The sequence below is a fragment of the Bacillus sp. FSL W8-0519 genome, assembly GCF_038005585.1.
GTDB classification, from domain to species: domain Bacteria; phylum Bacillota; class Bacilli; order Bacillales; family Bacillaceae_G; genus Bacillus_A; species Bacillus_A paranthracis.
Map to the genome: position 1 here is coordinate 439,911 of NZ_JBBOTL010000001.1, position 12,339 is coordinate 452,249.

Genomic DNA, 12,339 nt, shown 5'->3' on the forward strand with positions numbered 1-12,339 from the left:
TATTCTATAATAACTTGCATACAAGGCTTTCCTACGCAGTAGGAAAGCCTTTTCTTGTTTTAAAATTTAATTTCATAAGGGGGATTTTATTATGTCACAACAAGTTACAATTTCGTTTTCAGTAGTACCACAAGCAAAGAACAAAGATGTGTATTCTGTTGTTGATAAAGCGATTGAGGTTGTACAACAATCGGGAGTTCGTTATGAAGTAGGGGCAATGGAAACGACGCTGGAAGGAGAATTAGATGTACTTCTTGATATCATTAAACGTGCACAACAAGCTTGTGTGGACGCTGGAGCAGAAGAAGTGATTACTTCTATTAAAATCCATTATCGTCCAAGCACTGGTGTAACGATAGATGAAAAAGTTTGGAAGTACCGTGATGAATATGCAAAACCAGAAGCAATCTAAAATAATTACAGCAATTTGGCTTATCCTTCTCATTGCGATATGGGAAGGATCTGTTTCATTATTTAAAATTGAACCGTGGATTTTACCGAAGCCTTCTGCCATTGTTCAAGAATTAATTGGAATGAAAGATTTACTATTACCGAATACGATGCAGACGCTGCAAGAGGTTATAATGGGACTGTTCTTTGCGATTTTAATTGGGACAAGCATTGCAATTCTTATGGACGTTATCCCTTTATTTCGTATTTTAATAAATCCGTTGCTTGTTATTTCGCAAACGATTCCAATCGTTGTACTTGCACCGTTATTTATTATTTGGTTTGGATATGGAATGCTACCGAAAGTAATGGTAGTCATACTCGTTTGTTTCTTCCCGATTGCGCTTAGCATTTTAGAAGGTTTTCAAACGGTAGATAAAAATATGTTGAAGTTGTTGCAAACGATGAAGGCAACGAAATGGCAAGTTTACCAGAAAGTAAAGTTTCCAGCAGTGCTTCCATACTTTTTCTCCGGTTTAAAAATTGCAGTTACATATAGCGTAATGGGAGCGATTATTGGAGAATGGCTCGGTGCCAGTGAAGGATTAGGAGTTATGCTTACAAGGGCTACGAAATCCTTTTTAACAGCCCGAGTCTTTGGTGTTGCAGCAATTATTGTAATGGTGACATTATGTCTGTATTTTATCGTGGAGTTTATGGCAAGAATAACAGCACCATGGATATATAGAAAGGACGGCAGAAAATGAAAAAAGGTTTAAAAGTTATGTTGGCTGCCTTATTAGCAGTAGGTGTAGCTGGATGTAATCCGGCGAAGAAAGAAGAAAGTGCAAGTAAAGATCAAAAAGTAAAAGTCGTATTAGATTGGTTTCCGAATACGAATCATACTGGCTTATATGTAGCACAAGCGAAAGATTATTATAAAAAACAAGGCTTAGATGTAGAAATCATTCAGCCTGGTGATAATGTGACGGCGGAGCAAATGATAGCTTCAGGAAAAGCTGACTTCGCAATAAGCGCACAAGAAAATGTAACGTTGGCTCGTGTGGAAGGTATTCCTGTTGTATCTGTAGGTGCGATTATTCAGCATAACACTTCAGCTTTTGCATCGCTTAAGAAAGATAATATGACGTCACCGAAAGATTTTGAAGGGAAACGTTACGGTGGCTGGGGAGGACCAGCGGAAGAAGCGACATTAAAGACAATTATGGATAAGCACCAAGCCGATTTTAATAAAGTTGAAAAAATCATTTTAGGACAAACAGATTTCTTTAAATCAATTGGTCGTGATGCAGACTTTGAATGGATTTATTACGGTTGGGATGGAATTGAAGCGAAGCGCCAAGGAAAAGAGTTAAATACGATTATGGTGAAAGACTTAGATCCAGCGCTTGATTTCTATAGTCCTGTTATGATTACGAGTGAAAAACATACGAAGCAAGATAAAGACTTTGTGAAAAAGTTTATGAGTGCAACGACAGAGGGTTATAATTTTGCAATTAAAGAGCCGAAAGAAGCTGCTGATATTTTAATTAAAGCTGTTCCAGATGTAAATAAAGATTTAGTACAAGAAAGTCAAAAATGGTTAAGTACGAAGTATCAAGATGATGCAAAAGCGTGGGGAGTACAGAAGGAAGAAGTTTGGACGAATTACATGAATTTCTTATATGATAACAAAGTTATTAAGAAGAAAATTGATGTGAAAGATGCCTTTACAAATGAGTTCCTTCCAAGTGAAAAATGAGTGGATTACAAATAAAAGATATTGTGAAATCTTTCGATGGCAAGAATGTATTAGCAAATATTAGTGCTTCTATACGAGAGGGAGAATTTGTTTCTTTTGTAGGACCGAGTGGTTGTGGGAAAAGTACACTATTAAATATGATCGCAAATATTGAAAATCCAACAAGTGGAAGTGTAACGTATAACGATAAGCAAATGCAAGAGCAAGATATTGTAAGTTATATGCCGCAACAGGATTTATTACTACCGTGGCGGTCAGCTTTGCAAAATATCGTTCTTCCGTTAGAAATTGAAGGGAAGCCGAAAAAACAAAGGCTGACAGAAGGAATGGAAGCATTAAAGCAGTTTGAACTAGATGAATATGCAGACCATTATCCAGATGAATTGTCTGGAGGGATGCGTCAAAGAATTAGTTTTCTGCGCACATATTTATGTGAAAAGCCAATTATGCTACTTGATGAGCCTTTTGGTAAATTAGATGCTTTTACAAAAATGGAAGTACATAGCTGGCTTTTAAACTCTTGGCACCAAGAGAAGCAAACAATCGTTATGGTTACACACGACTTAGATGAGGCAATCTTGCTTTCGGATCGCGTATTTATTTTATCTCAAAGACCAGCATCAATAGTTGGTGAGGTACAAGTGAAATTACCTAGGCCGAGAACGATGGATATGTTAACATCACTTGAGTTAAAGAAAGATAAGGAAGAAATTTTGAGAGTATTAGCTCCTTATATGAAAAAATAGAAAAAGCCTTTTAACAGTTTTTTGTATAATTACTGTTAAGAGGCTTTTTTTATATAGGGGGAGAAAGATGAAAACTATAGAGAAAATAGTGGATGAATTAACGGCAGATAATCTTGAAGAAAGAAAAGCTGTATTAAAAAATCATATTTTATTAATGAAGTATGGTATGGAACATCATGAATTAAAAGAAGAAGAAATGACAGAAATTTTAAAGTGGGTTCAAGGTCGAGATCAATTGAGAAAAGATGTTCCGGAGTTACGTGATTTACATTTAATTAAAAAGTTTCAAGCGGTATTAGATGAATTTATTCATTCCATAGTTTCAAATGGTTATGTAGAAGACGCGGTAGAAATTCTAGAGAGTGTATTAAAAAGTATGGGGGCAGTCGCTCATATTGTAAAAATTATGTTTGTCGGCAAAATGAAAGTTGATAGAAATTCTTTGGAAATGGTAGAGGTGCTAAAACGAGAGTGCTACAATTTAATGGAACAGCGTGCTGTTGTTGGTTTACATGCTCAAATTTTTCACGTTTTAGGTTTTGTTCATTCAATACAGTTTGATTTAGAAGAAAGATCACAGGAACACGGACGAGTTGTGATAGGTCTTTTAACAGATTTTAAAACGGGTGAATTGAAGTCTGTACAACAATTTCAAGCTGAAGACCATATTTCAGAAGTGAAAAGTATGGTGAGTAAAGGATACGGAATAGAATTACAGAGAAGAATTTATATGTGGAAATCGTTAACGCTCATCTTTACAAGTCCATATGCATTAGAAAAGATGTATAAAGAAATTTATGTAGAAAACGATAACATGGGGAAGGAACAAAAAGAAAAGTAGAGAATAGAATATAACAGAGTAGTTTATACTCTTAATATAACAAATGTTAAAGGAGTGAAAGGATAAAATGACTTTATCAACTGTTCTTCAAATGGTTTTAGCTTGATATGGGAGAAGTCTGCCCATTTTTATCGATTAAGCTAAATTGAAGACAGCAGGTAAAGAACCTTAATCCTTTCTTACGATAATATGTAATGGGTAAGGTGTATTCACCTTACCCATTTTTTATATGCACAATTAAATAAGGCTTTATACTGTTGCTCTCTCTATTTAGCTTATGAATCATAAGTAAAGGAGAGAAAATAATGAGTATATTAACGGTAGAAAATTTAAGTCATTCGTATGGTGAGAAAACCATTTTATATAATGCATGTTTTCGAATATTGAAGGGTGAGCATGTTGGGGTAGTAGGGCAAAATGGAATTGGAAAATCAACATTGTTAAGGATTTTAACAGGAGAACTTATACATGATGATGGGAACATTGAATGGTTTCCACATGTGAAGGTAGGTTTCTTGCAGCAGCATATGGATTTACAAGAAGGGATGACAATTGAGGGATACTTGCAAAGTGCATTTGCTGATTTGTATGCGATTGAATACGAAATGTTAAAAATTGCTGAAGAAATGAATGGAGCAGGAGAAGTAGAAAAACTGTTAGTAAAGTATGGAGAATTACAAACTATATTGGAAAGCTCTAATTTCTATCACATTCATACAGAAGTTGAAGAAGTAGCAATCGGTTTAGGTTTATTTGAAATAGGTTTGAAAAAGGATGTATCGAAGTTAAGTGGGGGACAGCGAACAAAGTTATTACTTGGGAAGCTTCTTTTAGAAAAAGCTGATGTTTTATTACTAGATGAGCCAACAAATTATTTAGATACAGCTCATATAGAATGGTTGCAATCATATTTGAGACTATATGAAAAAGCTTATGTAATCATTTCGCATGACGAATTATTTTTGAACAGTATTACAAATGTTATTTTTCATCTAGAAGGAGGAAAAGTGAAGCGATACGTAGGAAACTATGAAAAGTTTGTGCAAAGTTACCAAGTGCAAAAGAAACAATTACAATCGGCGTATGCGAAACAACAAAAAGAAATCTCTCAGTTAGAAATATTTATTCAAAAAAATAAAATTCGAAAAGCGAAACAGGCTAAAAGTCGAGAGAAAGTATTAGAGAAAATGCAAAGGATTGAAAAGATTCATTCTGTAACTCGATCCCGTTTTGATTTCAGTGTTTATGAGGAGCCGGTGAGTCGTATATTGCAAGCTGAGAAACTAAGGATAGGTTATAGTGATCCTTTATGTCCAGAGTTGAATTTACAAGTGAAAAAAGGAGAAAAGATAGCGATTATTGGTCATAATGGAATTGGAAAAACGACGATGTTAAAAACATTATTAGGTCAAATTAAGCCGCTAAGCGGTTCAATTTCTGTTGGAGAACGAGTAAATCCTGCGTATTTTGCTCAGGAAGAGTTTGCTTCAGAAACAACACCCTTAGAGAAAGTTTGGGCAGAGCGACCAGATATGACAAAGAAAGAAGTGCGCCAAGCATTAGCAAAGTGTGGATTGCGAGAAGAACATGTATTAAAACCTATTCGTTTATTAAGCGGCGGAGAACAAACGAAAGTACGTTTATGTGAACTGATCGTAACGAAAAGTAATGTTTTAATTTTAGATGAACCAACTAATCATTTGGATATAGAAACAAAGAAGGCATTGCAGGAAGCGCTACAACGATATAAAGGAACCGTTTTACTTGTATCACATGAGCCTTCTTTCTATGAAGCATGGATAACAAAAGTGTGGAATATAGAAGAATGGAACGCTGAACAATATGAATAAAGAAAAGGCATTAGCTTGTATAAGCTAATGCCTTTTCTTTGTGATTAACATGATTTTCGAGAACTCTTACATGAGAATTGTATGAAGAAGCACTCTTATGGTGCGCTTATAAGCGTGCTTTTTCTTTTGTTATGTTTATATTTATAATAATACTAGATGCCTTTCCCTAATAGGCGACTATCCTTCTTTATGTATATATAGATAGTTTGAAATGGAATGAAAATAATTCCTATATGTAAAGGATAATGTGATTAGTATAGGAAGACAATAGAGCTTAAAGGAAATTCATGTAAAATTCAGGTGAACTTCACACGAACTTCATATTGTAAACTAAATATAGTTATAATAGGTTATTATAATGTTAATTTGTGATTTTTCATAAAATTAAAAGTTTGAATTTAGGAGAGAGGAATCAAACCTAAATTCAAACTTTAGTGAAATAATTATTGGAAGTTACCTTTAGTTTTCGCTAATGGATGCATTTACAAGTTCGGCGGGATTACCTGTTCCTGCCCCTCCGATTGTAACCGATCCACCGGGAGGAATTTCACCATTCCATCCTGCATTCGTAATTACGTAATGACTATTTATTTTACTACTAATTTTAGAATCCCAAACTTGCGTTAAATTGCCGTTATAATCAAATTCTAATTTCCACTTTTTAATAGGGATCGTCCCGGTATTTTTTATTACAATCGAGAAATTGTAACCACTTCCCCAATTTGAAGTGACTGAAAAGGTAGCATTGCCATTTCCACCAGGAGGTGTCGTATTAGCATCATCTGTTTTAACTGTAATAGCGGTAGGCTGTGACTTATTTCCGGCAGCATCTTTGGCAATTACTGAAAATGTGTATTCTGTATTAGATTTTAAGTTTTTAATTGTAATGCTATTTGTTGTTGTACTCCACTTCTCTTCTCCAGCAGTAATTTCATATTCCGTAACTCCTACGTTATCAGTAGATGCCGTCCAGTTTAATTGAACTGAGTTTGAATTTTTATTTGTTACAGCAATATTTTTTACGTTTGTTGGTGGCTCAATATCTTTTTGAGTAATAGGTCCACCTAGTAATTCTTTTACTAACGTATCAAGTAATTTTGGGCCACTACAACTATATTTTGGACTTGTGCGACAGTCACCACTAAGCTCCCAAAACATTGCACCACTTAAACCTTTTGTCTTTATATAGTCTGTTTTATATTTCATAGATTCGTTGTCATCATAGCTAATAAATGTACCTGTAGTTGCATTATATAAATAAGGTACTTTCGCCACATCGTTCCATCCGCGAACAAAGCCATTTTTATTAACATAATTAGCTGCTAAATCACCATAATCGTACACACCTGTATCGCCGGTAGAATAGTCATCCCAAGTACCTTTAGAAGCGAGCTTTCCATCACTACCTGGTTTACAAGGTTGGTATTGTCCGTTATTTTCTTTTCCACAACTTTTCCACCCGCGTCCGTAAAATGGTACACCTAATACGAGTTTATCTGCTGGAACCCCTTCATTTGTATAAATGTTTATCGCACCATCTACGTAAAAATTCGTATCCGCTGCTGGGTCATTTGGATCTTTGTATAGAGCTGCATTATGGTTAGAAGTAGCTTCCCATCCACCGTGGAAGTCATATGTCATAATATTAATCCAATCAAGTATTTGAGAGATTTTCTTTAGCTCTGTATGATCAGCATAACGTTGGCTTGCACCTGACGCGATTGTTAGTAAATATTGTTTACCATCTTCTGCACCAGCTTTCGTTAATGCATTTCGAACTTCTTGAAGGAGTAGGGTGAAGTTTTGCTTATCTTCAGGACGATAACTACCACCAGGAATCGTTTCTACGCCCGGATATTCCCAGTCTAAATCAACGCCGTCAAATCCATATTCGCGAAGGAAATCGACTGTAGATTCAGCGAATACTTTTCTTGTTTTTTCATCAGCGGCCATGTCAGAAAAGCGGTTAGACCAAGTCCAGCCACCAACAGAAATAATTGTTTTTAAGTGAGGATACTTAGCTTTTAATCGTTTTAGTTCGCCGAAATTTCCGCAGCGTGCGTATTTATCACAATCTTCCCAAGTTGTACCTGAGCCAGGATAAGATTTTGTGACATCGGCCCATGGTTCACCGAGTACGAGAGTACCATTAGGGACCTCTTTATTTTGCAGTGGTACACCAGATTCTTTACAGTTCCACGTTTGTTTATTTGGATTATCGGGGTGAGTAGAAGGGTTTCCATGTTTTCCATTCCAGCAAATATCAGCGAAAGCATAGTTTAAATGAGTTAGCTTTGATGCATCAATATCTGCAACTTGATAATTACGTCCGTAAATGCCCCATGAAGGAAAATACCCAACAATTTTTTGACCTTGCTTTTGTGAATCTGCTAATGCGACATTGGGAGTAATAAAGTTTGTGAGAAAAAGAGGTAAGAAGAGTAGTAGGGATAGTAATAGCAGTGTGAATTTTTTTGATTTCATAGCCATTTCTCCTTTCAAAATAAAAGATATATTTAAAGGCATGCGCCAATAAATCAAAATGAATCTAGATAAAAATGATCAGACATCACGAAGTCTATACAAGGAGCTGAAGCTGATTAAATCGTAGCAAATGTAAGATTTGGTGTAAACGCTTTATTGAATTCGAAAAGACTTTCTCAATATGAAATGGCTCTAATACAGATTACACATGAAAATAAAATATCGATTAGAGAGGAAAGGGCTTCTTGGAGTTAAATTTGAGAAAGAATTGTATGAGGTCAATTTGTAATAGCGTAGCAAGATAATGAAATTTCATGTAAAATAATAGTAAAAATATGTAAGGGAGGGAGTAATGTGGATGTGTTTTTGAATATTGCCGAAGAAAAAATTCGACAAGCAATACGGAATGGAGACCTTGATCATATTCCGGGAAAAGGAAAACCACTACAATTAGAAGACCTTTCAATGGTACCTCCAGAACTTAGAATGAGTTATAAAATTTTAAAAAACGCGGGCATGATTCCACCAGAAATGGAACTGCAAAAAGATATATTAAAAATAGAGGATTTAATTGCTTGCTGTTATGATGAAGAAGAGAGAAAAAAATTAAAAGAAGAGTTAACGGCAAAAACGCTACGTTTTCAGCAAGTAATGGAAAAAAGAAAGATTAAAGATAGTTCAGCATTTCGTATGTATCAAGATAAAGTATTTCATAAACTACGTTAAGAGGGATAAGATGAAAAACTTTGAAACAATAGAAGAATTAGTAACATATATTGAAGAACAACAATTAGTACTTCTGTTTATTAAAACGGAAAATTGTGGTGTTTGTGATGTCATGTTAAGGAAAGTAAATTACGTATTAGAGAATTATGATTACGTAGAGAAAATAGAGATATTACTGCAAGACATGCAAGAGGTTGCAGGGCGATATGCAGTATTTACTGGACCGACAATTTTATTATTTCATAATGGAAAAGAGATTCTTCGTGAATCGCGCTTCATTTCGCTTGAAAATCTAGAGAGAACCATTCAATTATTCGAGGAATAAGGGAGGCTTTTATATGGAATTTATTATTTTCATACTATTATTTGTTGTAGTTGTAACAATCTTAACAGCAGTTCGATCAAACAAAAAGAAGGTAAATCTTACAAAACAAAATAACATTCATAACTCATCTAACAACTCATCACCATTGTTTTTCTTTGCGGGATCTGATAATGATAGCTCGCATGGAGGTTCACATGATTGTGGAGGGTCTTCTGGTGGAGATAGCGGAGGCAGCTGCGATGGTGGCGGAGGTGGCGGTGATTGATGAAAATGCGCCTTATATAGGCGTATTTCTTTTTAAACAAACGTTTAATTAGTTGGCTTACATATGCATAAAAACAGTTAAACAAACGTTTGTTTAAATATTTTTAATATACTAAGGGGAATGGAAATGAAAAGGGAGCCGAAAGTGAAAAACAAGGGGAAAGTAATGTTATTTTTATTAGCTGCGGGAGGCGTATTTCTTGTTAAATTAGGAGTTAAAATTGGAATTATACACATGATTCGAACGTGGTTTGAGAGTATGTTTTCTTAAATAAGGAATATAGCCTCTTGTAATAGAGGTTTTTAATTTGTTATTATTAGACTGAACGGTCGGTTTAAAGAGGTGTGAATATGAGAAGAAGTGCAGAAGAGATAAAGAAAGAAATTGCATATAAAGCAGAAAGTCTGTTTTCACAGAAGGGCTATGCAGCTACATCTATGGAAGAGATTTGTGAAATTACAGAACGAAGTAAAGGAAGTATTTATTATCACTTTAAAAGTAAAGAAGAATTATTTTTATTTGTGGTAAAACAGCATACGTATGATTGGCTTGAAAAATGGAATGAAAAAGAGAAGTCGTATAGTACGAATACTGAAAAATTATATGGTCTCGCGGAATATCATGTAGAGGACATACAGCAACCAATTTCAAATGCAATAGAGGAATTCTCTATGAGCCAAGTTGTAAGTAAAGAGATTTTGGATGAACTATTAACTTTAACTAGAGAATCATATGTTATGTTTGAGAAACTAATTGAAGCAGGCATACAGTCTGGAGAGTTTCGTGAAGATAATACGCGCGATCTTATGTATATTGTGCATGGATTATTATCAGGGCTTGGAGTACTTTACTACGAGTTAGATTATAAAGAGTTGAAACGTATTTATAAAAAGGCAATAGATGTATTGTTAAAAGGAATGGCAGCTGAATAATAAGTCAGTTGCTTTTCTATAAAATAAATTAGACCGAACGGTCGGTTTATGAAAGGGGAATGAAAATGAACGCTTTATTTAAAAACCGAGCATTTATGCTCGTTATGGCGTCTGATATTTTACAACAATTTGCAATTTGGATCAGAAATATGGCCCTTCTATATTTCATAATGGAGCGAACGAATAATGATCCAGTTTCCGTTTCATTGTTATCGGTTATGGAATATGCACCTATTTTTATTTTCTCATTTATCGGTGGTGCGCTAGCTGATCGCTGGAATCCGAAAAGAACAATGGTCGCTGGAGATGTATTAAGTGTAATGTCTATTATAGGAATTGTCCTGTTGTTAAAACTGGATTATTGGCAGGCTATATTTTTTGCAACACTCATTTCCGCGATTGTAGGCCAGTTCTCTCAGCCATCATCTTCGCGTATATTTAAGCGCTACGTAAAGGAAGAACAGGTAGCGAATGCGATTGCATTTAACCAAACATTACAGTCATTATTTATGATTTTTGGACCAGTGGTAGGATCACTTGTGTATACACAACTTGGTTTATTTACGTCACTATATAGCTTAATCATTTTATTTTTGTTATCTGCTATCGCTCTTTCATTTTTACCGAAATGGGTTGAACAAGAGCAAGTGGCGAGAGATTCATTAAAAAATGATATAAAAGAAGGGTGGAAATACGTTCTTCATACGAAAAATTTACGTATGATTACAATTACTTTCACCATTATAGGCTTAGCTGTTGGATTAACAACGCCATTAGAAGTGTTTCTTGTAATAGAACGCCTTGGAATGGAAAAGGAAGCAGTTCAATATTTAGCTGCAGCTGATGGAATAGGTATGTTAATTGGTGGTATTGTTGCTGCGATTTTCGCTTCAAAAGTGAACCCGAAAAAAATGTTCGTATTCGGTATGGGCATATTAGCGATGTCATTTTTAGTAGAAGGGCTATCTACATCATTTTGGATTACTAGTTTCATGAGATTTGGAACAGGTATTTGTTTAGCCTGTGTTAATATCGTTGTCGGTACGCTTATGATTCAACTTGTATCAGAAAATATGGTTGGAAGAGTAAATGGGACGATTTTACCGCTGTTTATGGGAGCTATGCTAATTGGTACTGCTTTAGCTGGAGGATTAAAGGAAATGACATCACTAGTTATTGTGTTTTGTATAGCAATGGCACTTATTTTATTAGCAATAGGGCCAGTTCTACGCATGCAAATAAAGAAAGAAGATGTCACTAATAAAGAGGAACTAACAAATTCGTTAGCGTCGAAATAACTATTGTAAGGGAGCAGAAGTGCTCCCTTTTTCTTTGGCGAACTTTTGACAACTATATGAGCCAATTATATACTGATGATGTAAAAACGATTTTACAGGTTAGGAGAAATGGTGTGAAAAATCAAATCTATGAATTACGCACTGAAAATAATATTTCACAAGGCGCATTAGCTGATAAATGTAAGGTTTCTAGACAAACGATAAATGCAATTGAGAATAATAAATATGATCCAAGCTTAGCGTTAGCTTTTCGTTTAGCGGAAGTATTAGGAACAACTGTTGATAAACTATTTTTGTACAAGCAGTAGGGGGAGTAGTTGTTGGGGAAAGAAAAGATAAGCCTTTTCGTTACTATATTAGTTGCTATAGGTACGTTAGTGTATGCACTTTACTATTGGTTAACTGAACTTCAAGTAAACTGGTATGCACTATTTATTTGTAGCATCGCGTTACATTATCTATTTAAAAGTTTGGCATCACATAGCGTCGAAGGGGATACTGAGGAGAAAGATGATTTAGAAAAACATGTATTAAAAACAAGTGCCAATGTTACATATTATGTACTCGTTGTATTAATTTTTGGCTTGTTTTTCGCATCGGTAGGGTTTAATAGATGGATTGATTTTCATAACATACCGTTATTGTTTGCGTTATGTGCTGCGATAGTTGTAAAGCCGGCTGTTGAGTTTTTAATTGTAAGACGTTATAGATAAAAAAGAT

Annotated in this window: 15 protein-coding genes; 14 read left to right on the forward strand and 1 reads right to left on the reverse strand. The window is 34.9% G+C overall.

Annotated features, from left to right (window positions below; translation table 11 throughout):
- Window positions 1-91 precede the first annotated feature (91 nt).
- From NST14_RS02285 to NST14_RS02310, 6 genes are all read left to right on the forward strand, one after another.
- Window positions 92-412 carry an MTH1187 family thiamine-binding protein gene (locus NST14_RS02285; RefSeq protein ID WP_000082897.1) on the forward strand — a complete coding sequence of 107 codons (321 nt, stop codon included), beginning with the start codon at window positions 92-94 and terminating at the stop codon, window positions 410-412.
- Window positions 384-1,157 carry an ABC transporter permease gene (locus NST14_RS02290; RefSeq protein WP_001057151.1) on the forward strand — a complete coding sequence of 258 codons (774 nt, stop codon included), beginning with the start codon at window positions 384-386 and terminating at the stop codon, window positions 1,155-1,157. Before NST14_RS02285 ends, NST14_RS02290 begins: the two co-directional genes overlap by 29 nt.
- Window positions 1,154-2,152, forward strand: coding sequence for an ABC transporter substrate-binding protein (locus NST14_RS02295; protein WP_000715551.1), 999 nt, complete (start codon window positions 1,154-1,156; stop codon window positions 2,150-2,152). Before NST14_RS02290 ends, NST14_RS02295 begins: the two co-directional genes overlap by 4 nt.
- On the forward strand, window positions 2,149-2,898 hold the full coding sequence (locus NST14_RS02300; RefSeq protein WP_000016057.1) for an ABC transporter ATP-binding protein: 750 nt from the start codon (window positions 2,149-2,151) through the stop codon (window positions 2,896-2,898). The genes NST14_RS02295 and NST14_RS02300 overlap by 4 nt, the downstream gene beginning before the upstream one ends.
- 67 nt (window positions 2,899-2,965) lie before the next feature.
- Complete coding sequence (locus tag NST14_RS02305; protein ID WP_000848344.1) at window positions 2,966-3,739, forward strand: hypothetical protein; 774 nt, start codon at window positions 2,966-2,968, stop codon at window positions 3,737-3,739.
- A gap of 305 nt (window positions 3,740-4,044) precedes the next feature.
- Window positions 4,045-5,589, forward strand: a complete 1,545-nt coding sequence (locus NST14_RS02310; RefSeq protein ID WP_000025937.1) for an ABC-F family ATP-binding cassette domain-containing protein — start codon at window positions 4,045-4,047, stop codon at window positions 5,587-5,589.
- A 459-nt stretch (window positions 5,590-6,048) separates the two neighbouring features.
- Here NST14_RS02310 and NST14_RS02315 read toward each other — a convergent pair whose 3' ends face one another.
- Window positions 6,049-8,073: a glycosyl hydrolase family 18 protein gene (locus NST14_RS02315; RefSeq protein WP_073541589.1), complete on the reverse strand. Its 2,025-nt coding sequence runs from the start codon at window positions 8,071-8,073 to the stop codon at window positions 6,049-6,051.
- A 354-nt stretch (window positions 8,074-8,427) separates the two neighbouring features.
- Between NST14_RS02315 and NST14_RS02320 the strand changes: the two genes are divergently transcribed.
- The 8 genes from NST14_RS02320 to NST14_RS02355 all read left to right on the forward strand — a co-directional run bounded on the left by NST14_RS02320 (window position 8,428) and on the right by NST14_RS02355 (window position 12,332).
- On the forward strand, window positions 8,428-8,799 hold the full coding sequence (locus tag NST14_RS02320) for a DnaJ family domain-containing protein (protein WP_000382354.1): 372 nt from the start codon (window positions 8,428-8,430) through the stop codon (window positions 8,797-8,799).
- A gap of 10 nt (window positions 8,800-8,809) precedes the next feature.
- The gene (locus NST14_RS02325; protein WP_000787596.1) at window positions 8,810-9,124 is read left to right on the forward strand and encodes a thioredoxin family protein; all 315 of its coding nucleotides are present in this window, start codon (window positions 8,810-8,812) and stop codon (window positions 9,122-9,124) included.
- Between the two features lie 13 nt (window positions 9,125-9,137).
- Window positions 9,138-9,389, forward strand: a complete 252-nt coding sequence (locus tag NST14_RS02330) for a hypothetical protein (protein ID WP_000394355.1) — start codon at window positions 9,138-9,140, stop codon at window positions 9,387-9,389.
- A gap of 126 nt (window positions 9,390-9,515) precedes the next feature.
- Window positions 9,516-9,659 (forward strand): hypothetical protein, encoded by a 144-nt coding sequence (locus NST14_RS02335; protein ID WP_000817978.1) that lies wholly within the window; start codon window positions 9,516-9,518, stop codon window positions 9,657-9,659.
- Window positions 9,660-9,739: 80 nt separating this feature from the next.
- Window positions 9,740-10,321 (forward strand): TetR/AcrR family transcriptional regulator, encoded by a 582-nt coding sequence (locus tag NST14_RS02340; RefSeq protein WP_098487535.1) that lies wholly within the window; start codon window positions 9,740-9,742, stop codon window positions 10,319-10,321.
- Window positions 10,322-10,386: 65 nt separating this feature from the next.
- Window positions 10,387-11,619, forward strand: a complete 1,233-nt coding sequence (locus NST14_RS02345; RefSeq protein WP_046199038.1) for an MFS transporter — start codon at window positions 10,387-10,389, stop codon at window positions 11,617-11,619.
- 56 nt (window positions 11,620-11,675) lie between these two features.
- Complete coding sequence (locus NST14_RS02350; protein WP_001996603.1) at window positions 11,676-11,927, forward strand: helix-turn-helix transcriptional regulator; 252 nt, start codon at window positions 11,676-11,678, stop codon at window positions 11,925-11,927.
- A 12-nt stretch (window positions 11,928-11,939) separates the two neighbouring features.
- A complete protein-coding gene (locus tag NST14_RS02355; RefSeq protein WP_000514010.1) occupies window positions 11,940-12,332 on the forward strand; it encodes a hypothetical protein in 393 nt (130 codons plus the stop codon).
- The last annotated feature ends 7 nt before the right edge of the window (window positions 12,333-12,339 follow it).

What these genes read in the sequence shown, in the direction of transcription:
- NST14_RS02310 (WP_000025937.1), top strand. Translation starts at nt 4,045, where the DNA reads ATGAGTATATTAACGGTAGAAAATTTAAGTCATTCGTATGGTGAGAAA.
- NST14_RS02305 (WP_000848344.1), top strand. Translation starts at nt 2,966, where the DNA reads ATGAAAACTATAGAGAAAATAGTGGATGAATTAACGGCAGATAATCTT.
- NST14_RS02325 (WP_000787596.1), top strand. Translation starts at nt 8,810, where the DNA reads ATGAAAAACTTTGAAACAATAGAAGAATTAGTAACATATATTGAAGAA.
- NST14_RS02330 (WP_000394355.1), top strand. Translation starts at nt 9,138, where the DNA reads ATGGAATTTATTATTTTCATACTATTATTTGTTGTAGTTGTAACAATC.
- NST14_RS02300 (WP_000016057.1), top strand. Translation starts at nt 2,149, where the DNA reads ATGAGTGGATTACAAATAAAAGATATTGTGAAATCTTTCGATGGCAAG.
- NST14_RS02345 (WP_046199038.1), top strand. Translation starts at nt 10,387, where the DNA reads ATGAACGCTTTATTTAAAAACCGAGCATTTATGCTCGTTATGGCGTCT.
- NST14_RS02350 (WP_001996603.1), top strand. Translation starts at nt 11,676, where the DNA reads ATGAGCCAATTATATACTGATGATGTAAAAACGATTTTACAGGTTAGG.
- NST14_RS02285 (WP_000082897.1), top strand. Translation starts at nt 92, where the DNA reads ATGTCACAACAAGTTACAATTTCGTTTTCAGTAGTACCACAAGCAAAG.
- NST14_RS02295 (WP_000715551.1), top strand. Translation starts at nt 1,154, where the DNA reads ATGAAAAAAGGTTTAAAAGTTATGTTGGCTGCCTTATTAGCAGTAGGT.
- NST14_RS02340 (WP_098487535.1), top strand. Translation starts at nt 9,740, where the DNA reads ATGAGAAGAAGTGCAGAAGAGATAAAGAAAGAAATTGCATATAAAGCA.
- NST14_RS02290 (WP_001057151.1), top strand. Translation starts at nt 384, where the DNA reads ATGAATATGCAAAACCAGAAGCAATCTAAAATAATTACAGCAATTTGG.
- NST14_RS02335 (WP_000817978.1), top strand. Translation starts at nt 9,516, where the DNA reads ATGAAAAGGGAGCCGAAAGTGAAAAACAAGGGGAAAGTAATGTTATTT.
- NST14_RS02315 (WP_073541589.1), bottom strand. Translation starts at nt 8,073, where the DNA reads ATGAAATCAAAAAAATTCACACTGCTATTACTATCCCTACTACTCTTC.